The sequence below is a fragment of the Amycolatopsis sp. CA-126428 genome (genome assembly GCF_002904335.1).
GTDB lineage: Bacteria > Actinomycetota > Actinomycetes > Mycobacteriales > Pseudonocardiaceae > Amycolatopsis.
The window spans coordinates 111,359-134,637 of the sequence record NZ_PPHF01000037.1 but is presented as its reverse complement, the minus strand read 5'-3'; the positions used below and the strand labels follow the sequence as shown (position 1 = coordinate 134,637).

Sequence of the window (23,279 nt, the reverse complement as noted above, 5' to 3'; positions counted from 1 at the left end):
ACGCACGACAGCTCTCCTTCCGGTTCAGTCGGCCGGGTGGGCATCGATTCAGGACTCGCGGTTACGCACGACGGCTCTCCTTTCCAGCGGAACGGACGGGTGCACAGCGGGGGTCAGGACTCGCGGTTGCGCACGACAGACCTCCTCTCGGCACGTGGTGGCGGACAGCACGGGCTCACGACTCGCGATTACGCACGTCAGCACTCCTTTCGGCACGGTAAACAGAGGTCACCACAGCTCAGGACTCGCGATTACGCACAACAGCCTCCCTCCGGCGGTTCGCGCGGGCTTCGGGACGTGGAGGCTCAGGACTCGCGGTTGCGCATGACGGCGCCTCCCTTCACTGCTCCGAACGTGTGGCAATCATCGATCGGGGCGGCCCGGTGTGGTGGGGTGGATACGGATCGTCGGATCACCCAGGGGAGTTGCACCGCCTTGAGTATGGACGGCGCCCGTCCGGCCCAACCCCGCGCGGGACGGATCCGTGGGGCGCTGAACCCTGCTCATTGGACCCTCTGGCAGCAGCGCGGGTCGCTGATCTTCTACTGCTTCCTCGTCGAGCCCGTGGCGCTCGCCGCCACTGTCCTGGCCGCCGTTGCCGTTCCCGTGCGCGGGTGGGACCTCGCCGTCTTCGGGGTTCTCGCCTGCCTGGGTGTTCTGCAGGCCGAGCTGGGGCGGAAGATCGAACGCGTCCGGCGGCTGGTGTCCGACACCCCGCACATCAACCTGACGTCGGTCTGGACGTTCGCCGGGGTGCTGCTGCTGCCGCCCGCGCTCGTCACCGCGCTGATCGCCGTCCTCTACCTGCACCTCGCCACCCGCAGCCTCGCGCGGATGAAGCGCGTGCCGCCGTTCCGGATGACGCTGAACGCGACGCTGGTCGTCATCACCTGCTTCTCCGCCGAACTCGTCCTGGGCCGCCTCGGCGTCCCGGACATGTACGCCGCGCTGACGGCGGGCTGGCGTGGCGTCACGGCCATCACGCTGGCCGCGGTCACCTACTTCCTGGTCTCGGCGATCACCATCGTCCCGGCCCTGACGATCACCAAACGCACGATCAAGGCGTTCTTCGGCGGCCTCGGCGACAACCTCCTCGAGGTCGCGACGCTCTGCCTCGGCCTGCTCACGGCGTTGACGCTGGCGACGCTGCCCGCGCTCGCCGTCGCGATCGTGCCACCGCTGCTGGTGCTGCACCGGGCCGTGCTGATCAAGCAGCTGGAGATCGCCGCCACGACCGACGAGAAGACCGGCCTGTTCAACACGACCGGGTGGCACCTGCTCGCTTCGCGCGAACTGGCCCGGGCCCAGCGCAGCAAGCGCAGCACGTTCGGCGTGCTGATGATCGACCTGGACTACTTCAAGCTCATCAACGACGAGCACGGCCACCTCGCGGGCGACACCGTGCTGCGCGCGGTCGCGGCGACGATCAAGAGCGCCGTCCGCGACTACGACTCGGTGGGCCGCTTCGGCGGCGAGGAGTTCGTCGTCCTGCTACCCGACATCGGGCCGGCGGCCGTGCTCGCGGTGGCCGAGCGCATCCGCTCGGCGATCGAGTCCCTGCGGGTCGACTACGAGGACGGCAGCCGCATCCGCTCGATCGGCGGCCTGTCCGCCTCCATCGGCGTCGCCACCTACCCGGACGGCGGCACCGCCGTCGACCGGCTGCTGCAGGCGGCCGACAAGGCCCTGTACCGGGCCAAGGACGCGGGCCGCAACCAGGTCGTCGCGGGCACCGCGTCCGCCTGAGCTCCCCGAGAACCCTTCTCTGACCAGGTGACTTGCCGGATTTGCTCGACTGAGCTAAATTTTGCTCATGCGAGCAAGAACGTTCACCGAGTCCGGCAGGCGCGCCCAGATCGTGCGGGCGGCGATCGCCGTGATCGCCGAAGCCGGCTACCTCAAAGCGTCGTTCAGCCGGATCGCGAAGCACGCCGGCCTGTCGAGCACGGGGATGATCAGCTACCACTTCGCCGGCAAGGACGACCTGCTCGCAGCGTGCGTGACCGAAATCGAAGAAATCACCGGGGCGTACATGCAGCCGCGCATCGACGCCGCCGTCGGGCACGTCGCCCAGCTGCGTGCCTACGTCGAGGCGAACGTCGACCTCGTCGGCGAGCACCCCACCGAGGTCCGGGCGCTGATCGACCTCGTCAAGAACGCCGGCTCGCGCAGCGACGCCGTCAACGGGCGGCTCGCGTTGTTCGAAGAACACTTCCGCACCGGGCAGGCGGCCGGCGCGTTCGGCACCTTCGACGCCCGGACCGCGGCACTGTCCTTCACTTCCGGGCTCGACGCGGTCGTCGCCACCGCGGCGGCCGACGTGCCCGAACCCGCCGAGCTCGCGCGCATCGGGCGTGAGCTCGCCGACCTTTACGTGCGGGCGACCGCACCCGAATCCACTGGGGAACCCGGATGATGATCGAGCAGAAGACCGAACCCGACGCCGGCCTGCGCCGGGTCGTGCGCGCCAACGTGCGGAACGTCGTGTTCGAAGTGATCGTGCCGATGGCGCTGTTCTACGGCCTGCGCGCCGCGGGGGTGAGCCAGTGGTGGGCGCTGATGGCGGGCGTCCTCGTGGCCGCGCCGTACGTGCTGTGGACCATCGCCCGCAACCGCAAGGTCGACCTCGTCGCCCTCGTCACGCTCAGCGTCCTGGTGCTCTCGGTCGTGCTCGGCCTGCTCTCGGACGACCCGCGCACGCTGGTGATCCGCGAAGGCTGGACGGCGGCGCTGGGCGGCCTGTTCGGCGCGTGGATGCTGGTGACCGTCTTCGTCGGCCGCCCGGCGCAGCTGACGCTCGGCCGCACGATCGCCGAGATCAAGCGCGGCGCCGAGGGCGCGGACGCGTGGGCGGGCCGCTGGGACACCGATGCCCGGTTCCGGCGCGGCCTGCGGATCAACACGGCCGCCTGGGGCGCGGTGCTGCTGGGCAGCGCGGTGGTGCACATCGTGCTCGTCTACACGCTGCCGATCGACCTGATCGCGCTGGTCACCAACGTGGCGTGGTTCGGCGCGCTGGCCCTGCTGATCGCCTGGCACGTCTGGTACCTCCGCAAGGAGAACCTCGATGCCTGACGTCCTGGTCGCGGGCGCGGGCCCGACCGGCCTGCTGACCGCGTTCGAGCTGGAACGCGCCGGCGTCGACGTCCTGGTCCTCGAGCGCCACGCCGGACCCGCCACGCAGTCGAAAGCGCTCGGCCTGCAGCCCCGGTCGGTCGAGGTGCTGGCCGACCGCGGCCTGCTCGCCGCGATCGAGCCTCATATCCAGGCGAAGCTGCCCGCCGGGCACTTCTCCGGCGTGCCGATCGACTACACCGACCTGCCGACGTCCTTCCCGTACCAGCTCGGCGTGGAACAGGCCCACGTCGCGGCGGCGATCGAGGCGCGGCTGCGCACGCCGGTGCGGCGCGACGCGGCCGTCACCGCCGTGGCGCAGGACGACGAGGGCGTCACGGTCACCGCGGGCGGGCGCGAGCACCGGGCCGGCTGGCTGGTCGCCGCCGACGGCGGGCACAGCACGGTCCGGACGCTGCTGGGTGCCGCGTTCCCCGGCCGTCCGGCGCGGATCTCGCTGGTCGTCGCGGACATCACCCTCGCCGCCAAGCCCGCCGGGCTCGCGGAGGACTGGCAGCTGCCGTCCTCGGGGTCGGGGTACCTGCTGCCGCTGTCCGAGGGGCGCTATCGCACGATCGTCTTCGGCGAGGAGCAGCAGCGGCTCGGCCGCGACGCACCGGTCACCGCCGGCGAAGTGCAGCGGGCGCTGACCGCCGCGCACGGGCCGGAGCTCCAGGTGGGCGACGTGCTGTGGGCGTCGCGGTTCGGCGACGCGTCCCGGCAGCTGGAGCGCTACCGCCACGGCCGGGTGCTGTTCGCGGGCGACGCGGCGCACATCCACCTCCCGGTGGGTGGCCAGGGCCTCAACCTGGGCCTGCAGGACGCGGTGAACCTGGGCTGGAAGCTGGCCGCGACGGTCCACGGCACGGCACCGGCCGGGCTGCTCGACAGCTACCACGACGAACGCCACCCGATCGCGGCGCGCGTGCTGGTCAGCACCCGGGCCCAGGCGATCCTCGGCGTACCCGACCCGGACGCGGTGGCGGTCCGGACGGTGGTCATGGAGCTGCTCGCCGTGCCCGAGGCGCGGCGGGCGGTCGCCGCGGAGCTGTCGGGCATCGGGGTGACGTACCCGGGGATCACCGGGCGCGCGACCGACGTCCCGGCCAGCGTGGACGGCCGCGCGGTCCTGGTCGGCACCACCGTGCCGGCCGGGTGGGCCGGGCGGGTCGAGGGCCGCGAGGGGGCGGCACCTCGGCTCGTCCGGCCCGACGGGTACGTCGCGTGGGACGGCGGGCCGGGGTTGGACGAGGCCCTCCGCCGGTGGCTCGGAACACCCGCCTGAAGCCGCGCCGGGGCGGGTCGCGAGGGTTCCGCCCGCCCCCGGTGCCGGCTCCCCCGCGGCCGCTAAGAAGCCGCGGCCAGGACCGCCTGTTCCACTTCGCGCCGCCAGCCCGGCTCGATGCGGCCGCTGCGGGGCGTCACCGCGAAGGAGTCCACCACCGCGCCGCCCAGTGTCGATGCCTTCGCCCAGCGGACCTCCGCGTCGCACCGGCGCAAGGCGCCCGCCACCCGGAACAGCAGGCCGATCCGGTCGGCCGCGCGCAGCTCCAGGACCACCGTGTCCGGGCCCGTCGTCTCGTCGTCGAACCAGAGCACCTTCGGGGCGACCGGTGGCGGGGGGCCGTAGTCGCGCTCCTTCGCCGCCAGCCGCTGGGTCAGCGGCAACGTGCCCGCCACCGCGCGGGCGAACTGCTCCCGCAGCAGCGTCGCGTCCGGCAAGGACCCGAACTTCGGGGACGCCGTGAACACGCCCGCGCGGCCGCCGTCGTGGCCGCGCAGGACCGCCGAGTGGACCTCCAGGGAGTTCAGCGCCAGCACGCCCGCCGCCGGGGCCAGGAGTTCCGCCCGGGCCGGGACCGCCAGCAGGACCGTGACCACCTTGCCGTGCGAGCTGATCCGGATCTCGCCCGTCCCCGACGCCACGGCCGCCGCGACGAGCTCGCGCTGTTCGTCGTTCATCGGTTCCGGGGCGGTGAACCCCTTGCCGTGCAGCACTTCTTCGCAGCCGGCCGCCAGCTCCGCCAGCAGGCGCGCCTTCCAATCGGTCCAGACGCCCGGACCGGTGGCCAGCGAGTCGGCCTGGGTCAGCGCGTGCAGCAGCTCGACCAGGACGAGGTCGCTGCCCAGGGTCTTCACCACCCGCGCCACGGTGGCCGGTTCGCTGATGTCGCGCCGCGTCGCCGTGTGCGGCAGCAGGAGGTGGTGGCGGACCATCGCCGACACCGTGGCCGTGTCGGCCGGGGTGAGCCCCAGCCGGGCCGCGACCTGGGCGGAGATCTTGGCGCCCAGCTCCGAGTGGTCGGCGTCGCGGCCCTTGCCGATGTCGTGCAGCAGCGCGCCGATCAGCAGCAGGTCGGGGCGTGAAACCGTGGTGGTCAGCTTGGCCGCCTCGACGCAGGTGCGCACCAGGTGCCGGTCGACCGTCCACTGGTGCACCGGCGAGCGCGGTGGCAGGTCGCGGACCGCGCCCCACTCCGGGAACAGCCGGGACCACAGTCCGGTGCGGTCGAGCGATTCGACCGCGTCGACCAAGCCCTCGCCGGCGCCCAGCAGCTCGACCAGCGCGTTCAGCGCCTCGGCCGGCCACGGGGCACGCAGCTCCGGGGCCGACTCGGCCAGCGCCTTGAGCGTGCCGAGCGCGATCGGCTTGCCCGTGCGCGCCGACGCCGCCGCGACCCGCAGCAGCAGCGCCGGGTCCTTCGCCGGGACGGCGTCGCGGGCCAGCGCGACCTCGTTCCCGTGCAGCACCACGTTTTCCGCGAGCGGCGTCCGCGACGGACGGCGCCCGAACCGCGTCTTCGGCGGCTCCACAGTGGACCGCAGCGCCACGTCGAGCGCGTACGCGATCGTGCGGCCCGCCCCGGAAAGCTTGCGGGCCAGCGTGAACCGGTCGCCGAAGCCGAGTTCGGCGGCGACCAGTTCGGCCTCCGGCGCGGACAGGACGTCCCGTTCGCGCCGGATCTCGCGCCGCAGCTCGGTGCGGACGTCGAGCAGGAGCCCCTTCGCGTCCAGGAGTTCCTCGCCCGGACGCGCGGTGAGCTGCGCCGCGGCGAGCGCTTCCAGGACGGCGAAGTCCCGCAGCCCGCCCCGGCCGTGCTTGAGGTCCGGTTCGGCGGACTGCGCGATTTCGCCGCTGCGGGCCCAGCGCTGCCGGACCGACGCCGTCATGTCCGGGAGCTGCTTGCGCGCCGTGCGGCGCCACTGGTCCCGCGCCGCGGACACCAGCCGGCCGCTCAGCTCGGCGTCCCCGGCGAGGTGCCGGGCGTCGAGCAGGCCCATGGCCACGCGCAGGTCCTCCGAAGCGACCTTCAGCGCCTCACCGGGCGTGCGGACCGAGTGGTCCAGCCCGATCTTGGCGTCCCACAAGGGATACCAGAGCGCGTCCGCGATCTCGCCGACGCCGCTGTTGCCGTTGTGCACGAGCAGCAGGTCGAGATCGGAGAACGGCACCAGCTCCCGGCGGCCGAGCCCGCCCACGGCGACCAGCGCGACACCCGGTTCCGCGGTGTCGACGCCGGCCGCCGAGGCTCCCCTGCCCAGCCAGAACTCGTAGAGGTCGACCAGGGCCGCCCGCAGTGCGGACGCCCCCAGCCTCCCGTGCCTGCCCTCGAGCAAACGCTCGGTGGCCTTGACCAGTTCGCCCCCGTCGGCCATCCCAGACGCCTTATAGAGCGTCCGTGCCGCGCTCGCCGGTCCGTACCCGGATGACCGTCTCCACGGGCGTCACCCACACCTTGCCGTCACCGATCTTGCCGGTGTGCGCGGCCGTGGTGATGGCCTCCAGGACCTTCTCCACGTTGGTGTCGTCCGTGACGACCTCGACCTTCAGCTTGGCCACGAAGTCCACCGAGTACTCCGCGCCGCGGTAGACCTCGGTGTGGCCCTTCTGCCGCCCGTAGCCCTGCACCTCGCTGACCGTCATGCCCAGCACGCCCAGCTGTTCCAGCGCGGAGCGGACGTCGTCGAGCGTGAACGGCTTCACAATCGCCGTGATGAGCTTCATGCCTTGCTCTCCTCGAGTTTCGCGGCCGGGGTGGACTTGACCGGGATGGTGTTCGGGTGGCCGAGGCCACCGCCCGTCCCGGTGAAGTCGTAGGCACTCTCCGCGTGCTGGGCTTCGTCGATGCCGCTGACCTCGTCCTCGGTGCTGACGCGGAAGCCGCCGGCCTTCTTGATCACGAAGCCGATGATGAAGGACAGCACGAAGGAGTACGCGAGCACCGCACCGGCGGCCGCGGCCTGGCGACCCAGCTGGGTGAACCCGCCGCCGTAGAACAGGCCGTCCGCACCGAGCGCGTTGACGCTGGTGGTGCCGAAGAAGCCGATCAGCAGCGTGCCGACGATGCCGCCGACCAGGTGGACGCCCACGACGTCGAGCGAGTCGTCGAAGCCGAACTTGAACTTGAGCGAGATGGCCAGCGCACAGAGGACACCGGCGATCAGGCCGATCGCGATGGCGCCGAGCGGGCTCACGAAACCACACGCCGGGGTGATGGCGACCAGGCCGGCGACCGCACCGGAAGCCGCGCCGAGGGTGGTCGGCTTGCCGAACTTGAGCTGCTCCACGATCAGCCAGCCGAGCACGGCGGCGGCGGTGGCGACGGTGGTGTTGGTGAACGCGACCGCGGCGAGGTCGTTGGCGGCCAGCGCCGAACCGGCGTTGAAGCCGTACCAGCCGAACCACAGCAGCGAGGCGCCGAGGAGCACGAACGGCACGTTGTGCGGGCGGCCGGTGTCCTTCGGCCAGCCCTTGCGCTTGCCGAGCACGATGGCCAGCGCCAGGCCCGCGGCACCGGCGTTGATGTGGACCGCGGTACCACCGGCGAAGTCGAGTGCCTTGAGGTTGTTGGCGATCCAGCCGCCGACGGCGTTCTCGCCGACGAAGCCGTTGAACGAGAACACCCAGTGCGCGACCGGGAAGTACACGACCGTGACCCAGACGACGACGAACAGCGTCCAGCCCCAGAACTTCGCGCGGTCGGCGATGGCGCCGGAGATCAGCGCGGGCGTGATGATCGCGAACATCAGCTGGAACATCACGAAGGCGAGGACGGGCAGGCCGTCCGAGCCGGGCCAGGCGACCGCCGGCGAGGTGTCGGTGGCCGCGACCGCGAAGCCGGCCACCTTCCCGAAGGTGTTTTCGAGGCCGGCAAAGTGGAAGTTACCGAGGAAACCTCCGAAAGCGTCGTCTCCGAAGGACATCGAGAAGCCGTACAGGGCCCACAGCACCCCCACGACGGCCAGCGCGATGAAGTTCATCATCAGCATGTTCAGGACGCTCTTCGCGCGGACCATGCCGCCATAGAAGAACGCCAGTCCTGGGGTCATGAGCATGACCAGCGCGGCGCTGGCCAATACCCATGCGGTGTCTCCTGCGTTCAGCACATCGTCCTCCCGTGCCCTGGGTTGGTGCGATGGCAGTTTTGGCTCGCGGTGTTTCACGGGGCGGCGCGCGAGGTTTCACCCGCGTGAACTGTCCGCGCCCGGTTGTTACGGCCAGGTTTCCCAGGACCCCTCCTCGGGTGTCCGGTTGCGAAACGTCGTGGTCGAATATCCCCATGACACCGGCCGACCACGGGAATGACCCACTGCCACCCCCGGTCGTCGCGGCACTGCGGTGTTCGGTGTGCGGTGACCCGATCGGCCCAGCGGGTCGCACACTGCGTTGCGGTAACCGCCACTCTTTCGATCTAGCCCGCCAGGGTTACGTGAACCTGTTGCACGCGCGAATCCCGGCCGGCACGGCGGACACCGCGCCGATGGTCGCGGCGCGCGCGGACTTCCTGGCGTCGGGCGCTTACGCGCCGCTGGCGGACGAGCTGGCCCGCGTCTGCGCCGGCGCCGGCGGCCTGGTCGTCGACGCCGGTGCGGGCACGGGCTACTACCTCGCGCGCGTGCTGGAGGCGTCGAAGGCGTTCGGTCTCGCGCTGGACGTCTCGGCGGTCGCGCTGCGACGGGCGGCGCGGGCCCACCCGCGGCTGGGCGCGGCGGTGTGGAACCTGTGGCAGCCGTGGCCGGTGGGCGACGGGGTGGCGTCGGTCGTGCTGAACGTCTTCGCGCCGCGCAACGGGCCGGAGTTCCACCGCGTGCTGCGGCCCGACGGTCGGCTGGTCGTCGCGGCGCCGGCCCCGGACCACCTCCGCGAGCTGGGCGACCTGGTGCTGGCCGTCGACGAGCGCAAGGAGGAACGCATCGAGGGCACCCTCGGCGAGTACTTCACGCGCACGGACCGCACGGAGGTCCGGCGTGAGGTGGAGCTGACGCCGCGGCAGGTCCGGCAGGCGGTCGAGATGGGGCCCGCCGCGTTCCACCTGGACCGCGACGGGCGCCGGGAGCGGCTCGACGCGCTGCACGAGCCGCAGCACGTCACGGTGTCGTTCACGGTCTCGGCGTACCGGCGGCGGTGAGTCTGGAAGGGTGAAGGGGTGAAGCCCGACTGGACCGCGTCCGCGACCCGGCTCGCGGACGCCGAGTGGGTGCGGGCCCGCATCGGCGGCGCGGCGAAGCTGTACGGCTGCGCGCGGCCGGAGGTGCTGGGGACGATCTGGTGGTACTCGCTGTCGTCGGTGCTGGCCGGGCCGGCGGTGGAGGGCCTGGTGGCCGGGACGCCGGTCGATCCGTCCCTGGACGCCATGGAGCTCGACCTCGTCGCCGACGGGCGGTTCCTCGGCGCCCGGTCCACCCGACCGCTCGACGGCGGCCTCCCCGAGCTGGGCGCCGCCTTCACCGGCGCCCTCGGCACCGCGATCACCACCATCGCCGCCGTCAGCGGGGCGCGGGAGCGTGCGCTCGGCGCGATCGCCACCGACTCGATCGGCAACCGGCTGCTGTGGACGTCCGATCCGGAGCGCGCGATGGCCCTCGCCGGGCCGCTGGTCGAAGCGATCGACCTGGGCCTGCCGAAGCCGCGGTTCGTCCGCGTGGGCCGCACACCCGCCGTCCGGCGTGCTTCGTGCTGCCTGATCTACGAAGTCGGCAACCCGAAGTGCGTGAGCTGCCCGCGTCAGACGCCCGAAGAGCGCGAAGCACGCCTTCGCGCCGCCTTGGGTTAGAGCACCGCCAGCTCCAGCGCGGCGAGCCGCTCCGGGTCGGCGATGACGTCGATGCCCGTGATGCGGTCGTCGTCGACGCGGAACGCCAGCACCACGGCCGGCCGCCCTTCGCGCACCATGAGCAGCCCCGGGGCGCCGTCGACCAGGGCGAGTTCGCTGGCGCGAGCCCGCTCGGACGCCAGGATCGCGCCGCGGCGCACGCTTTCGACGCCGCGCAGCACGATCGGCGCCGGGCTCGGGCCGGCGAACCGGTCGGCGTGCAGCACCACGTCCGGGTCGAGCAACGCCAGGAGGGCTTCGAAGTCGCCGCCGCGGGAGGCCGCCAGGAAGGCTTCGACAACCTTGCGCCGCCGGGGCAGGTCCGCGTCCGTCGTGGTCCCGCCCTTGACCCGGCGCCGGGCGCGGCTCGCGAGCTGCCGGGCGGCGGCCGGGGTCTTGCCGATCACCGGCGCGATCTCGTCGAAGGGCACCGCGAACATGTCGTGCAGCACGAACGCGACGCGCTCGGCCGGGCCCAGCGCGTCGAGGACCACCAGCAGCGCGAGCCCGACCGTGTCGGCCAGCTCCGCCTCCTGCCCGGGGTCGCGGCGGTCGTCGTCCGGTTCGGGCTGCCCGTCGAGGGGCTCCTCGCGGTGGTTGCGGCGCGTGCGCAGCAGCGACAGGCAGACCCGGGCGACCACGGTGGTCAGCCACGCGGGGATGTTGTCGATCTCGCCGGCGCCGGCGCGGTGGAACCGCAGCCACGCCTCCTGGACGGCGTCGTCGGCTTCGGCCGCCGAACCCAGCATCCGGTAGGCGACCGCCCGCAGCCGCGGCCGCTCCTGCTCGAACCGCCCGGTCAGCGCGTCCACCGTGTCCACCTTGTGCCGTTCCTTCCGCTGTGCGTCGTAAGCAGTAGACCCCGCGGCGGGGACGGATGTGACCGGAACGGAAGTGATCTCGGTCATCCGGCGGCGGCTCGGCGCAGGACCTCGGCCAGCAGCGCCGCGGGTTCGGAGAGCGGACCCGGCAGCCGCGCCAGCACGACCCGCCGCCGCTCCGAGGGGCCGCCGCGCACCTCCAGCACCCGCACCCCGGGCGGCACCGCCCTGGCCAGCGACGCGGGCAGCGTCGTCAGCCCGCACCCCGCGGCGACCAGGCTCAGCTTGGCCAGCCAGTCGCGGGCGGTGTGGGCGATTTCGGGCCGCTCGTCCAGCCCCGGCCACACGCCCATCAGCGTCTCCTCCCCCGCCGACGGCCCGGCGATCCAGCGCTGCCCGCGCAGGTCCGCGACGTCGACCGGGCCGGCGCCGGCCAGCGGGTGGCCCGCCGGCACCGCGAGGCGGAGGCTGCGCTCGGCGAGGGTCTCCAGGCGCAACGCCGGCGTCTCGGCGTCCGGCGGGCGGAACGGCGGGACCGAGCCGAGCACGGCCAGGTCGACCGTGCCCGCACGCAGCGCCCGGACGAGGACCGGGGTGGTGCCTTCCCGGGTGTGCACGGTGACGGCCGGGTGCGTGCGCCGCAGTTCGGCGACGGCGCGCGGCACCAGCACCGCGCCCGCGCTGGGGAACCAGCCCAGGCGGACCGTGCCGGCGTCGGCGGGCAGCCCGGCCAGCTCGCGCCCGGCCGCGTCGATCTCGTCGAGCACCGCGATCGCCCGGCGCAACACCACGGTGCCGGCGGTGGTGAGGCGGACACCGCCGGGCCGCCGCTCCAGCACGGGCGTCCGCGCCACCCGTTCGAGTGAAGCGATTTGCCGCGACACCGCGGACTGCGTGTAGCCGAGCGCCGCCGCGGCCGCGGTGAGCGTGCCGCGCTCGGCGACCTCGCGGAACACGCGCAGGGCCACCAGGGAGACGTCACCGAAGTCCATGACGTTCACGCATACCAGGGTTGCCGAATTCTCGCTTTTCGCATGAGATCGGTCGCTTTAGCGTGGCGGTATGACACGCACCGCCGTGGTGACCGGGGCCAACCAGGGCCTCGGCTTCGCCCTCGTCCGCGGCCTCGTCGCCCGCCTCGCTCCCGAAGACCTCGTCCTGCTGACCGGCCGCGACGCCGGCCGGGTGGCGGCGGCCGCTGCTCGCGTCGCCGCCGATCCGGCGACGCGCAGCCGGGTCGAAGGGCGTGTCCTCGACGTCTCCGACGCGGACGCCGTCGCTCGCTTCGCCGAGCCGGTCGACATCGTGCTTTCGAACGCCGTCGGCCCGCTCGACCCGGACCGTCCGCAGGCCGAGCAGGCCGACGTGTTCCTGGATGTCGCGAACGGCGGCACCCACGCGGTGCTGCGGTCGTTCGCGCCGGTGCTGCGCCCGGGCGGGCGGCTGCTCGTCGTGGCCAGCTCACTGGGCACCCTGGGCCACCTGCCCGAGCCGCTGCGGCCGCGCTTCGACGACGTCTCGCTGGACGACGTCGAGAAGGCGGTCGAGGACTGGCGCACGGCGATCCACGACGGCACGGCCCGGGCGGCGGGCTGGCCGGACTGGATCAACGTGCCGTCGAAGGTCGCCCAGGTCGCGGCAGTGCGTGCGGTGGCGGCTCGGCGGAGGGACGCCGACCTCGCGAACGGCACCCTGGTGGCGGCGGTGTGTCCCGGCCTGGTGGACACGCGGGCGTCCCGGCCGTGGTTCAGCGACTTCAGCCGGGCGCAGACCCCGGACGAGGCGGCACGGGCGGTGCTGGACCTGGTGTTCGCCGACGTGGACCCGGCGAGTTACGGCGAGCTGATCCGGTTCGGGCAGGTGCTGCCGTGGCGCAGCTGACCCGGTTCACAGCACGCAGAACTCGTTGCCCTCCGGATCGGCCAGCACGAAATGATCGGGACGGCCGTCGAGCTTGTCCTCGCGCAGGACGGTCGCGCCGGCGGCGGTCAGCCGGGCGACCGCCTCGACGACCCGCTCCCAGCGCGTCTCCCACGGCACCTCGCGCCCGCCACCGGCCTGGACGTCCAGGTGGAGGCGGTTCTTCGCGGTCTTCGCTTCGGGCACCTTGAGGAAGCTCAGGCTCGGCAGGACGCCTTCGGGATCGGTCAGGTACGCGCCGTCGTCCCACTCCGCCTCGGGCACGCCGTGCTGGTCGAACCAGGCTTCCCAGCTCGCGAACCCCGGCGGGGGCGGCCGTTCGATGTAGCCGAGGGCCACCGACCAGAACCTCGCCAGCGCCCGGGGGTCCGCGCAGTCGATCGTCACGCTCCAGCGCACCGTCACGGGGTGGAGCGTAGCCGCGTCCACGCCCCGGGAGCGCGTGTCATCCGGGGGATGATGCGGTTACCGTGGGCTCCGATGAGTGAACGCAGCTGGGGCTTCCGCACCCGCGCCCTGCACGCGGGTGGCACGCCCGACCCCGCGACCGGGGCGCGGGCCGTGCCGATCTACCAGACCACGAGCTTCGTCTTCGAAGACGCCGCCGATGCCGCGAACCTGTTCGCGCTGCAGAAGTACGGCAACATCTACAGCCGGATCGGGAATCCGACCGTGGCCGCCTTCGAAGAGCGGGTCGCCAGCCTCGAAGGGGCCATCGGCGGCGTCGCCACCGCCAGCGGGCAGGCCGCCGAGTTCCTCACCTTCAGCGCGCTCACCGAGGCCGGCGACCACATCGTGTCCGCGAGCGGCCTGTACGGCGGGACCGTCACCCAGCTCACCGGCACGCTCCGGCGCTTCGGCGTCGAAACGACCTTCGTCAGCGGCGGCATCGACGACTACGCCGCCGCCATCGCCGACCGGACGCGGCTGCTCTACACCGAGGTGATCGGCAACCCCGGCGGCGGCATCGCCGACCTCGCCGCGCTGGCGGACCTCGCGCACGCCCACGACGTCCCGCTCGTCGTGGACGCGACGCTGGCGACGCCGTACCTGTGCCGCCCGATCGAGCACGGCGCCGACATCGTGCTGCACTCGGCGACGAAGTTCCTCGGCGGGCACGGGACCACCCTCGGCGGGATCGTCGTCGAATCCGGGAAGTTCGACTGGGGCAACGGGAAGTTCCCGCGGATGACCGAGACCGTCGACAGCTACGGCGGCCTAAAGTACTGGGAGAACTTCGGCGAGTACGCGTTCTGCACGCGCCTGCGCGCCGAGCAGCTGCGGGACATCGGCGCGGCCCTGTCGCCGCATTCGGCTTTCCTGCTGCTGCAAGGGGTCGAGACGCTCCCGCAGCGGATGGACGCGCACGTGGCGAACGCCCGCGCGGTCGCCGAGTACCTCGAAGCCGACCCGCGGGTGGCCTGGGTGTCCTACGCCGGGCTGCCGTCGCACCCGCACCACGAGCTGGCTCGCCGGTACCTGCCGGCCGGGCCGGGCGCGGTGTTCTCCTTCGGCATCGACGGCGGCCGCGCGGCCGGCGAGAAGTTCGTCGAATCGGTGGAGCTGCTGTCCCACCTGGCGAACGTGGGCGACGCGCGGACGCTCGTCATCCACCCGGCGTCGACCACGCACGCGCAGCTGTCGGAGGAGCAGCTCGCGGCCGCGGGCGTCGGGCCCGACCTGATCCGGCTGTCGGTCGGCCTCGAAGACGTCGAGGACATCCTCTGGGACCTCGACCAGGCGCTGGGCAAGGCGGTGGCCGGATGACGCCCAGCGGCCACCAGGTCGGAGCCGTCGAGCGGCGCGCGATCCTCGACCGGACGAAGTCGGTGACGCTGGTCGGCGCGTCGGCCAACCCGGCGCGGCCCAGCTACTTCGTGGCGACGTACCTGCTCTCGTCGACGCGGTACGAGGTCAACTTCGTCAACCCGCGCGTGGACACGCTGTTCGGGAAGCCGGTGTACGCGTCGCTTAAAGACGTCCCGGGCGAACTCGACCTGGTCAGCGTGTTCCGCAAGCACGACGACCTGCCCCAGGTCGCCGAGGAAGTGATCGACGCCGGCGCGCGGACGCTGTGGCTGCAACTCGGGTTGTGGCACGAGCCGGTGGCCGAGCGGGCGCGCGAAGCCGGGCTGGACGTGGTGATGAACCGGTGCGTGAAGATCGAGCACGCGCGCTTCGCGGGCGGTCTGCACCTGGCCGGGTTCAACACGGGCGTGATCAGCTCGCGGCGGCCGTCGGCGCCGTAGCCGCCACGGGAAGAGAACGGGCGTTCCCGGGGTTGGCCCGGGTATGACCTTGGGGATCACGTTCTCCGGCGGCCCGACCGCCCTCCTGGAACTGGGCGGCGTCCGGCTGCTCACCGACCCGACCTTCGACGCGCCCGGCGACCACCCCGTCGGCGAGCGCGTGCTGGTCAAGACCGAGGACTCGGTGCTGTCCGAAGACGCGATCGGCGTGGTGGACGCCGTCCTGCTGTCCCACGACCAGCACCCCAACAACCTCGACGACCGCGGCCGCGCCTATCTCGCGACGGTGCCGCTGACGCTGATCACGCCCGCCGGCGCCGCCCGGCTCGGCGGGACGGCGAAGGGCCTGGCGCCGTGGGAAGAAACGCGTGTCGGGCCGTTGACCGTCACCGCCGTCCCGGCACTGCACGGCCCCGAAGGCGCTTCGCGGCTCACGGGCGACGTCACCGGCTTCGTCCTGACCGGCGACGGCCTCCCGACCGTGTACGTCAGCGGGGACAACGCCTCCGTCGACCTCGTGCGGGAGATCGCCGCGCGGTTCCGCGTCGACATCGCGGTGCTCTTCGCCGGCGCCGCCCGGACGAAGTTCTTCGACGGCGCTCCCCTGACGCTGACCAGCGCCGCCGCGGCCGAAGCGGCGAAGGTGCTCGACGCGGCGAAAGTCGTCCCGCTGCACTTCCGGGGTTGGCAGCACTTCAGCGAGGGCCCGGACGTGCTGCGGAAGGAGTTCGAGGCCGCGGGGCTGGCCGACCGGCTGGTGCTGCTGGAACCCGGAGAGCGCGCGGAGGTCTGACGCGCCGGGAACTTGGCCGCTCGCGCCTGGCGAGCACACCGAACCCCGAAGCGCAGCGGGTGCGCCCCGGGGAGCCGAGCCGCACGCACGCTGCCCTGCGCCGGGGAGCCAACAGCGGTCCGATTCCCGGCCGTGAGAGGCTGGCGGCATGGCCAAGCCGACCCCGCTGCAGTTCCGGAACATCCTCGTCGCCGTCCTCGCGGCGGCGGGCTTCGCCTGGAGCGTCGTGGTCGGCCTGCCGTGGTGGGTGAGCGCGATCGTCGGCTGCGCCTGCGTCCTGTCGCTCGCCTCCGCCTACCTCAACCGGCCCGGCGCGAACTAGCGCGTCTTCGCGTACCTCGCCTTGAGGTTCGTGCGGCCCGCTTCCGTGAGCCGGCCGAAGAGCCGCAAGCGGGCCAGGCCGCCGTCCGGGTAGATGTCCAACCGGGCCTCCGTCACCTCGGGGGCGTCCGGCAGCGCGAACCGGTGGCGGGTGTCCGGCTGCAAGCGCGTCTTCGGCAGCAACGGCACCCACTCGCCGTACGTGTCGCGGCCGCTGACCGAGGCCCAGCCCGGCGCGTTGCCCTTCAGGTTGCTCGTGTCCAGCTCCGCGAAGCGGACGATCCCGGCGCCGGCCAGCCGCAGCGTCACCCAGTCGTTGCCGGAGTCGCGGCGGCGGGCCGTCTCCCAGCCCTCCGCCTGGTGGGCCGCCAGGCCCGGCGAGAGGATGTTGTTCGGCGACGAATAGAACCGGTTGCTGCAGCCCGTGACGAGCGCGCCGTTCTCCAGCGCCGCCAGGTCGAGCGCGTCCAGGTCGAGCAGCGCCGGGTCCGGGATCGGCGCGCCGTGCACGCGCAGGCGCGCCACGCCGCCGTCCGGGTGCTGCGTCAGCCGCACGTGCGTGTAGCGCCGCGAACCGTTGACCGCGTAGAAGTTCTCCGTGTGCCCGGCCGCCGGGGCGTGGTCGACCAGCGGGTCCCAATCGGCCGTGGCCACCTCCGCCGCCGACGGGTAGCCCGGGAGCGACGTCGCCTCGACCGAGACGAACGGCGGGTAGTTGCCCTTGAAGAACGCCGTGTCGACGATGACGCCGGTGATCGTGCCGGCCGTGCCGAGCCGCACGATGGCCTGGTCGTCGCCCGGTTCGCGGTGGCGGCGGGTCTCCCAGCCGTCGTAGACCTGGCCCTTCGGCCCGAACGTCTCCGCGCGGTGCGCCGGCACCCACGGGTTGACGAGGTTCTCCTTCTCGGCGAACAGCTCGTCGGTCGCCCACATCACCGTCCCGCCGAAGCGGCGGGAGGCGAGGTCGGGCAGTTCTGTCCACTCCGGACGGTCGGACACCACGGCCTCCATTTCAGCAGTTCCCCCGGGTCAGCAGCGCACCGCGCGGCTCGTCACCGGTGATTTCGATGCCCCGCAGCCAGGTCGAGCGCACGACGCCGGCGAGCGGACGCCGGTCGTAGGCGCTGACCGGGTTGCGGTGCTTAAGTTTCGCGACGTCGACCACGAACGCCTCCTCCGGCGCGAACACGCAGAAGTCGGCGTCGTACCCCACCGCCAGGTGGCCCTTGCGGCGCATCCCGGCCTGCGCGGCCGGGCGTTCGGCCATCCATCCGGCGACGTCGGTGAGCGCGAACCCGCGCTGCCGCGCCTGGGTCCAGATCGCCGGGAGGCCCAGCTGCAGGCTGGAAATCCCGCCCCACGCCTGGCCGAAGTCGCCGCTGTCGAAGCGTTTCAGCTCCGGCGTGCACGGCGAGTGGTCGCTGACGATCGTGTCGATGACGCCGTCGGCGAGCCCCTGCCAGAGCAGCTCGCGGTTGGCCGCCTCCCGGATCGGCGGGCAGCACTTGAACTGCGTCGCGCCGTCACGGATCTCCTCGGCGACGAAGCTGAGGTAGTGCGGGCAGGTTTCCGCCGTCAGCGCCACGCCGTCGCGGCGCGCCGCGGCGATCAGCGGCAGCGCGTCCGAAGAGGACAGGTGGAGGATGTGCGCCCGCGCCGAGGTGCGCCGGGCCGCCTCGATGACGTGCGAAATCGCGAGGTTCTCCGCCTGCCGGGGCCGCGAGTGCAGGAAGTCGACATAGCGACCTCCGTGCGGCTCGGGGGCCTCGTCGATCTCGTGCGCGTCCTCGGCGTGGACGATCATGAGCGCGTCGAAGGAACTCAGCTCCCGCAACGCTTCGTCGAGCCCGGCCGGATCCAGCGGGGGGAACTCGTCGACGCCGGAGTGCAGCAGGAAGCACTTGAAGCCGAACACCCCGGCGTCGTGCAGGCCCCGCAACTCCCCCACGTTGCCCGGGATGGCCCCGCCCCAGAAGCCGACGTCGACGTGCACCCGGCCGGTCGCCGCCTTGCGCTTGACCTCCAGGGCCGCGACGTCGACGGTCGGCGGCAGGCTGTTCAGCGGCATGTCCACGATCGTGGTCACCCCGCCCGCCGCGGCCGCGCGGGTCGCCGTCTCGAAGCCCTCCCACTCGGCCCGGCCGGGGTCGTTGACGTGGACGTGGGTGTCGACCAGCCCCGGCAGCAGCACGACGTCGTCGCCGAGGTCGAGGACGCGGTCGCCGGACAGCGCCGTGCCGCCGGGTTCGACCGCGACGATCCGGCCGCCCTCGACACCGACGGTCGCCGGGACCTCGCCCTCGGCCGTCACGGCCCGGGCGGCGCGCACCACAAGATCCATCCGAAAGCCCTTCTGCGGGAGGATGACCACCGCCGATTTCACAGAACGGAAAGACGGTTTCGCACAACGACAGTAACCACGGCGCGCGCCGCTCGTCAACGACGGCGCTAGCGCGTTACGGTCATCCGCGTGAGGCTTGAGGCGGAGTTCACCAGCGAACCGTTCCACGGCGAGGGTTCGCCGCCCGAGCACGCCGTCGCCGCCCGCGACGCCGCCGCGGAAGCCGGGCTGGACACCGATTTCGGGCCGCTCGGCACGCTCGCCCGCGGCGAGGCGGAGGAGCTGCTCGAGGCCCTCCCGGCGATCGCGAAGGCCGCGCTGGAAGGCGGCGCGAATCGCGTCACGCTGCAGCTGCGCCGGGCCGACGACCCCGGCAGCACCCCGGTCGTCGAGCTGAACGACGCCCTGGCCCGGCTCATCGCCGACGTCGAGCGCGAACTGGGCGCCAAGCTGGGCGACCTCGACCGCGCGGGCAAGCAGCGCGCGGTGCGGCTGCTGCGCGAACGCGGCGCCTTCGGCCTGCGGAAATCCGTCTCGTCGGTGGCCGACGCGCTGGGGGTCACGCGGTTCACCGTCTACAACTACCTCAACCGGGAAACCGACTGACCAGCGCTTTCAACAAAATGTTGACGGAACCCGGGCACCGACGTACGGTCAGCCCGTGCTGCTCACCGAGTTCAACACCACCGACGTCCGCCCACTGCTGACGGAATGCCTCGCCGTGCCCCGGTGGGTCGACGCCGTGCTGGCCGGGCGGCCGTACGCCGATCTCGAGGCGCTGAAAGCCGCCGCCGACCTGCCGCTGAGCAGCGACGAGATCCGGCAGGCGATGGCCGCGCACCCCCGGATCGGCGAAAAGCCCGCGGAAGGCTGGGCGCGGTCCGAACAGTCCGGTGTGGACAATCCGGACGCGTTCGCCGCCGCGAACGCCGAGTACGAAGCCAAGTTCGGGCACGTCTACCTGGTCTGCGCCAGCGGCCGCAGTGGCGGCGAACTGCTGGCGGTCCTGCGTGACCGGCTGGGCAACGACCCGGCGACCGAGCTCGCGGTCGCCGGCCGCGAGCTGCTGAAGATCGCCGAACTCCGACTCGCGAAAGCGGTGACCGCGTGAGCCTCGTGACCACCCACGTCCTCGACACGGCCACCGGGCGCCCCGCCACCGGGATCGCCGTCCGGTTCGAGACCGCCGGCGGCGAGCCGATCGCCGAAGGCCGCACCGACGACGACGGCCGCATCCGCGACCTCGGCCCGGAAACCCTGGCGCCGGGCGGCTACCGGCTGGTCTTCGACACCGGCGCCTACCTGGGCCCGGACGCGTTCTTCCCGGAGGTCGCGCTGACCTTCCGGATTTCCGACGCGAGCGCGCACCACCACGTGCCGCTCCTGCTCAGCCCGTTCGCCTATTCGACCTACCGAGGGAGCTGACCGTGGCCATCACCCTGGGCCCCAACCAGTACGGCAAAGCGGAGGTCCGCCTGGTCACGGTGCGCCGCGACGGCCCGGTGCACCACCTGAAGGACCTGACGGTGTCGACGTCGCTGCGCGGCGAGCTGGCCGCGACGCACCTGACCGGCGACAACGCCGGGGTGCTGGCGACCGACACGCAGAAGAACACGGTGTACGCCTTCGCGAAGGAGGCGCCGGTCGGCGAGATCGAGGCCTTCGGCCTGCGGCTGGCCCGCCACTTCACCGGCACGCAGGAGAACATCACGGGCGCGCGCGTCAAGATCGACGAGCACGCCTGGGACCGCATCGCCGTCGGCGGCGAGCCGCACGACCACGCGTTCAGCCGCTCCGGCGACGAGCGCCGCACGACGGCGGTGACGGTGCAGGACGGCCGCGCGTGGGTCGTGTCCGGCATCGACGGCCTGACCCTGCTGAAGTCCACGGGCTCGGAGTTCCACGGATTTCCCCGCGACGAGTACACGACCCTGGCCGAGACCGGCGACCGGATCCTCGCCACCGCCGTCACGGCGAAGTGGCGCTACCAGGGCGAGGACCTCGACTGGGCTGCGAGTCACCGTGAGATCCGGCGGGTGCTGCTCGAGACGTTCGCGACGAAGCACAGCCTTTCGCTGCAGCAGACGCTGTACGCGATGGGTTCGGCGGTGCTGGAGGCGCGCCCGGAGGTGGCCGAGGTGCGGTTGTCGCTGCCGAACAAGCACCACTTCCTGGTGGACCTGAGCCCGTTCGGGCTGAAGAACGACAACGAGGTGTTCTACGCGGCGGACCGGCCGTACGGGCTGATCGAGGGCACGATCCTGCGCGACGACGCCGAGGACCCGGGGCCGGCCTGGGACCTCCACTGAGTTGATAGAACGCTCTATCATCGAGGGGTGGCAGGGACCAAGGAACGCATCATGGCCGCCGGCGCCGAGCTCTTCCGGCGCAACGGCTACGCCGGCACCGGGCTGAAGCAGATCGTCTCCGAAGCCAGTGCCCCGTTCGGGTCCCTCTACCACTTCTTCCCCGGCGGCAAGGAGCAGCTCGGCGAGGAGGTCATCCGCACCTCGGGCCTCGCCTACATCGCGCTCTTCGACCTCTTCATCGCGCCCGCCGCGGACCTCGTCAGCGGGATCGAAGCCTTCTTCGCCGCCGGGATCGCGACCCTCGAAACCACCGATTACGTCGAGGGCTGCCCGATCGCGACCGTCGCGCTCGAGGTCGCCGCCACCAACGAACCGCTGCGGAAAGCCACCGCCGACGTCTTCACCGCCTGGATCGACGCCGGGACCGAGAAGTTCGCGCGCTTCGGGCTCAGCCAAGAAGCCGCCCGGACGCTGACCATCACCGCCGTCAACAACCTCGAAGGCGCCTTCGTCCTCTGCCGCTCGCTGCGGGACACCGAAGCCATGGCCGTCGCCGGGGCCGCGACCGTCGACGTCGCCCGGCGACTCCTCCAGGAGCGCACACAACTTTAGTCGGTAATCCAACACAAATCACCAAAGTGGCGCTTGACCGCGCAGCAACCGACACGGAAGCTGCTCAGTGCTGGTCAAGAATGGTCTAGTCCTCCTGCCTCACACCGCCGTCCGGTTGGAGCCGCCATGCGCCGAATCCTCGCCGTCGCCGCCACCGTCACCGTCGCCGCCGCCGTCTCGATCACGAGCCCGGCCCAAGCCCTCGAAAACGGCCTCGCCCGCACCCCGCCGATGGGCTGGAACACCTGGAACACCTTCGAGTGCAACATCAACGAAACCCTCGTCAAGCAGACCACCGACCTCATGGTCAGCTCCGGCATGCGCGACCGCGGCTACACCTACGTCAACCTCGACGACTGCTGGATGACGAAGTCCCGCGACAGCGCCGGCAACCTGGTCGCCGATCCCGCGAAGTTCCCCAGTGGCCTCAAGGCGCTCGGCGACTACATCCACGCCCGCGGCATGAAGTTCGGCATCTACGAAAGCGCCGGCACCATGACGTGCCAGAGCTACCCCGGCAGCCTCGGCCACGAACAGGCCGACGCCACCCTCTTCGCGAGCTGGGGCGTCGACTACCTCAAGTACGACAACTGCTTCAACAACGGCAGCAACAGCCAGCAGGACTACATCCGGCGCTACTCGGCGATGCGCGACGCGCTGAAGGCCACCGGGCGCCCGATCGCCTACAGCATCTGCGAATGGGGTGACTTCGCCCCGGCGACCTGGGCCGCGGACGTCGGCAACCTGTGGCGCACCACCGGCGACATCACGAACAACTGGGGCAGCATCGACTCGATCTACCGCCAGAACGTCGGACTCGCCTCCGCCGCGAAGCCGGGCGCCTGGAACGACCCGGACATGCTCGAAGTCGGCGACGGCATGGACTTCCAGGAAGACCGCGCGCACTTCACGCTGTGGGCGGCGATGGCCGCGCCGCTGATCGCGGGGGCCGACCTGCGCAGCGCCAGTGTCGCCACCTTCTCGACGTACTTAAACTCCGACGTCATCGCCGTCGACCAGGACCCGCTCGGCAAGCAGGCGCGGCGCATCGCGACCGGGAACGGCCTCGACGTCCTCGCGAAGCCCCTCCAAAACGGCGACGTCGCCGTGGTGCTGTTCAACGAGAACGGCACCACGAAGACCGTCTCGACGACGGCCGCCGCGGCCGGGCTGCCCGCCGCGTCGAGCTACCGGCTGACCAACCTGTGGTCGAAGGAGCTGACCACCAGCAGCGGCGCGATCAGCGCGGACGTGCCGTCGCACAGCACGGTGATCTACCGCGTGAAGGCGAACGCGTCCGGCACCAGCGTGGGCACCACCCAGCCGATCCAGGGGGCGTCCTCGGCCCGCTGCATCGACATCAACGGCACCGCCCCCACGCCCGGTCCCCAGGTCGACGTCTGGGACTGCGACGGCGGCGGCAACCAGGCCTGGACGTTCACCAGTGCCGGCGAGCTCAAGGCGAACGGGCTCTGCCTGGACGCCAGTGGCGGCACCAGCGCGGCCGGGACGAAGCTCGTCGCCTGGACCTGTCACGGCGGCGCGAACCAGAAGTTCAAGCTCGCGGCCGACGGCTCGATCACCCAGGCCGGGCTGTGCATCGACGTCACCGGCGGCGACAAGCCCGCCGGCAACGTCAACGGCACGCAGCTCGAACTGTGGAACTGCAACGACGACGCCAACCAGAACTGGACCCTGAAGTAGC

The 23,279-nt window shown here is 72.1% G+C and carries 25 protein-coding genes; 17 read left to right on the top strand and 8 right to left on the bottom strand.

Features of this window, described 5'->3' with window-relative positions; genetic code table 11:
• The first annotated feature begins 441 nt into the window (after positions 1-441).
• The 4 genes from C2L58_RS11315 to C2L58_RS11300 all read left to right on the top strand — a co-directional run bounded on the left by C2L58_RS11315 (position 442) and on the right by C2L58_RS11300 (position 4,399).
• Positions 442-1,746, top strand: coding sequence for a GGDEF domain-containing protein (locus C2L58_RS11315; RefSeq protein WP_103337511.1), 1,305 nt, complete (start codon positions 442-444; stop codon positions 1,744-1,746).
• Between the two features lie 67 nt (positions 1,747-1,813).
• Positions 1,814-2,416, top strand: a complete 603-nt coding sequence (locus C2L58_RS11310; RefSeq protein WP_199191221.1) for a TetR/AcrR family transcriptional regulator — start codon at positions 1,814-1,816, stop codon at positions 2,414-2,416.
• Positions 2,413-3,075: a VC0807 family protein gene (locus tag C2L58_RS11305; protein ID WP_103337509.1), complete on the top strand. Its 663-nt coding sequence runs from the start codon at positions 2,413-2,415 to the stop codon at positions 3,073-3,075. Before C2L58_RS11310 ends, C2L58_RS11305 begins: the two co-directional genes overlap by 4 nt.
• On the top strand, positions 3,068-4,399 hold the full coding sequence (locus C2L58_RS11300; RefSeq protein WP_103337508.1) for an FAD-dependent oxidoreductase: 1,332 nt from the start codon (positions 3,068-3,070) through the stop codon (positions 4,397-4,399). Before C2L58_RS11305 ends, C2L58_RS11300 begins: the two co-directional genes overlap by 8 nt.
• A gap of 62 nt (positions 4,400-4,461) precedes the next feature.
• On the opposite strand, the gene C2L58_RS11295 is transcribed toward C2L58_RS11300, so the two are convergent.
• The 3 genes from C2L58_RS11295 to C2L58_RS11285 are packed head-to-tail and all read right to left on the bottom strand — an operon-like array spanning position 4,462 to position 8,502.
• On the bottom strand, positions 4,462-6,771 hold the full coding sequence (locus C2L58_RS11295; protein ID WP_103337507.1) for a [protein-PII] uridylyltransferase: 2,310 nt from the start codon (positions 6,769-6,771) through the stop codon (positions 4,462-4,464).
• A gap of 10 nt (positions 6,772-6,781) precedes the next feature.
• The gene (locus C2L58_RS11290; RefSeq protein ID WP_013223833.1) at positions 6,782-7,120 is read right to left on the bottom strand and encodes a P-II family nitrogen regulator; all 339 of its coding nucleotides are present in this window, start codon (positions 7,118-7,120) and stop codon (positions 6,782-6,784) included.
• Positions 7,117-8,502, bottom strand: coding sequence for an ammonium transporter (locus C2L58_RS11285; protein WP_199191220.1), 1,386 nt, complete (start codon positions 8,500-8,502; stop codon positions 7,117-7,119). Before C2L58_RS11285 ends, C2L58_RS11290 begins: the two co-directional genes overlap by 4 nt.
• Before the next feature lie 173 nt (positions 8,503-8,675).
• Between C2L58_RS11285 and C2L58_RS11280 the strand changes: the two genes are divergently transcribed.
• On the top strand, positions 8,676-9,524 hold the full coding sequence (locus C2L58_RS11280; RefSeq protein ID WP_369904175.1) for a putative RNA methyltransferase: 849 nt from the start codon (positions 8,676-8,678) through the stop codon (positions 9,522-9,524).
• Positions 9,525-9,542: 18 nt separating this feature from the next.
• Entirely contained in the window at positions 9,543-10,169 is a 627-nt protein-coding gene (locus C2L58_RS11275) for a (2Fe-2S)-binding protein (RefSeq protein ID WP_103337504.1), read from the top strand.
• Here C2L58_RS11275 and C2L58_RS11270 read toward each other — a convergent pair.
• Both C2L58_RS11270 and C2L58_RS11265 read right to left on the bottom strand, forming a co-directional pair.
• Entirely contained in the window at positions 10,166-11,020 is an 855-nt protein-coding gene (locus tag C2L58_RS11270) for a sigma-70 family RNA polymerase sigma factor (RefSeq protein ID WP_103337521.1), read from the bottom strand. The genes C2L58_RS11275 and C2L58_RS11270 overlap by 4 nt on opposite strands.
• Positions 11,021-11,112: 92 nt before the next feature.
• Positions 11,113-12,021: a LysR family transcriptional regulator gene (locus tag C2L58_RS11265; RefSeq protein ID WP_199191222.1), complete on the bottom strand. Its 909-nt coding sequence runs from the start codon at positions 12,019-12,021 to the stop codon at positions 11,113-11,115.
• 70 nt (positions 12,022-12,091) lie between these two features.
• Between C2L58_RS11265 and C2L58_RS11260 the strand changes: the two genes are divergently transcribed.
• Positions 12,092-12,910: an SDR family NAD(P)-dependent oxidoreductase gene (locus C2L58_RS11260; RefSeq protein WP_103337502.1), complete on the top strand. Its 819-nt coding sequence runs from the start codon at positions 12,092-12,094 to the stop codon at positions 12,908-12,910.
• Between the two features lie 6 nt (positions 12,911-12,916).
• Here the strand turns inward: C2L58_RS11260 and C2L58_RS11255 are convergent, their stop codons facing one another.
• Entirely contained in the window at positions 12,917-13,354 is a 438-nt protein-coding gene (locus tag C2L58_RS11255; protein ID WP_233225674.1) for a VOC family protein, read from the bottom strand.
• A 75-nt stretch (positions 13,355-13,429) separates the two neighbouring features.
• On the opposite strand from C2L58_RS11255, the gene C2L58_RS11250 reads away from it, so the two are divergent.
• The 4 genes from C2L58_RS11250 to C2L58_RS49800 all read left to right on the top strand — a co-directional run bounded on the left by C2L58_RS11250 (position 13,430) and on the right by C2L58_RS49800 (position 16,313).
• Positions 13,430-14,716 (top strand): O-acetylhomoserine aminocarboxypropyltransferase/cysteine synthase family protein, encoded by a 1,287-nt coding sequence (locus C2L58_RS11250; protein WP_103337501.1) that lies wholly within the window; start codon positions 13,430-13,432, stop codon positions 14,714-14,716.
• Positions 14,713-15,198: a CoA-binding protein gene (locus C2L58_RS11245; RefSeq protein ID WP_103337500.1), complete on the top strand. Its 486-nt coding sequence runs from the start codon at positions 14,713-14,715 to the stop codon at positions 15,196-15,198. The genes C2L58_RS11250 and C2L58_RS11245 overlap by 4 nt, the downstream gene beginning before the upstream one ends.
• A gap of 43 nt (positions 15,199-15,241) precedes the next feature.
• Complete coding sequence (locus tag C2L58_RS11240; RefSeq protein ID WP_103337499.1) at positions 15,242-15,991, top strand: MBL fold metallo-hydrolase; 750 nt, start codon at positions 15,242-15,244, stop codon at positions 15,989-15,991.
• A gap of 148 nt (positions 15,992-16,139) precedes the next feature.
• Positions 16,140-16,313 carry a hypothetical protein gene (locus tag C2L58_RS49800; protein ID WP_199191219.1) on the top strand — a complete coding sequence of 58 codons (174 nt, stop codon included), beginning with the start codon at positions 16,140-16,142 and terminating at the stop codon, positions 16,311-16,313.
• On the opposite strand, the gene alc is transcribed toward C2L58_RS49800, so the two are convergent.
• Both alc and allB read right to left on the bottom strand, forming a co-directional pair.
• Entirely contained in the window at positions 16,310-17,323 is a 1,014-nt protein-coding gene (gene alc, locus C2L58_RS11235) for an allantoicase (protein WP_103337498.1), read from the bottom strand. The genes C2L58_RS49800 and alc overlap by 4 nt on opposite strands.
• Position 17,324: 1 nt before the next feature.
• Positions 17,325-18,653 (bottom strand): allantoinase AllB, encoded by a 1,329-nt coding sequence (gene allB, locus C2L58_RS11230; protein ID WP_103337519.1) that lies wholly within the window; start codon positions 18,651-18,653, stop codon positions 17,325-17,327.
• Positions 18,654-18,782: 129 nt separating this feature from the next.
• Here allB and C2L58_RS11225 point away from each other — a divergent pair, with 129 nt between their 5' ends.
• The 6 genes from C2L58_RS11225 to C2L58_RS11200 all read left to right on the top strand — a co-directional run bounded on the left by C2L58_RS11225 (position 18,783) and on the right by C2L58_RS11200 (position 23,278).
• Complete coding sequence (locus C2L58_RS11225) at positions 18,783-19,259, top strand: helix-turn-helix domain-containing protein (RefSeq protein ID WP_103337497.1); 477 nt, start codon at positions 18,783-18,785, stop codon at positions 19,257-19,259.
• A gap of 55 nt (positions 19,260-19,314) precedes the next feature.
• The gene (locus C2L58_RS11220; protein WP_103337496.1) at positions 19,315-19,764 is read left to right on the top strand and encodes a 2-oxo-4-hydroxy-4-carboxy-5-ureidoimidazoline decarboxylase; all 450 of its coding nucleotides are present in this window, start codon (positions 19,315-19,317) and stop codon (positions 19,762-19,764) included.
• A complete protein-coding gene (uraH, locus tag C2L58_RS11215) occupies positions 19,761-20,078 on the top strand; it encodes a hydroxyisourate hydrolase (protein ID WP_103337495.1) in 318 nt (105 codons plus the stop codon). Before C2L58_RS11220 ends, uraH begins: the two co-directional genes overlap by 4 nt.
• Positions 20,079-20,080: 2 nt before the next feature.
• Positions 20,081-20,962 carry a factor-independent urate hydroxylase gene (gene pucL / locus C2L58_RS11210; RefSeq protein ID WP_103337494.1) on the top strand — a complete coding sequence of 294 codons (882 nt, stop codon included), beginning with the start codon at positions 20,081-20,083 and terminating at the stop codon, positions 20,960-20,962.
• A gap of 27 nt (positions 20,963-20,989) precedes the next feature.
• Complete coding sequence (locus C2L58_RS11205) at positions 20,990-21,574, top strand: TetR/AcrR family transcriptional regulator (RefSeq protein WP_441296300.1); 585 nt, start codon at positions 20,990-20,992, stop codon at positions 21,572-21,574.
• A 126-nt stretch (positions 21,575-21,700) separates the two neighbouring features.
• A complete protein-coding gene (locus C2L58_RS11200; RefSeq protein WP_103337492.1) occupies positions 21,701-23,278 on the top strand; it encodes a glycoside hydrolase family 27 protein in 1,578 nt (525 codons plus the stop codon).
• Position 23,279: the final 1 nt, after the last annotated feature.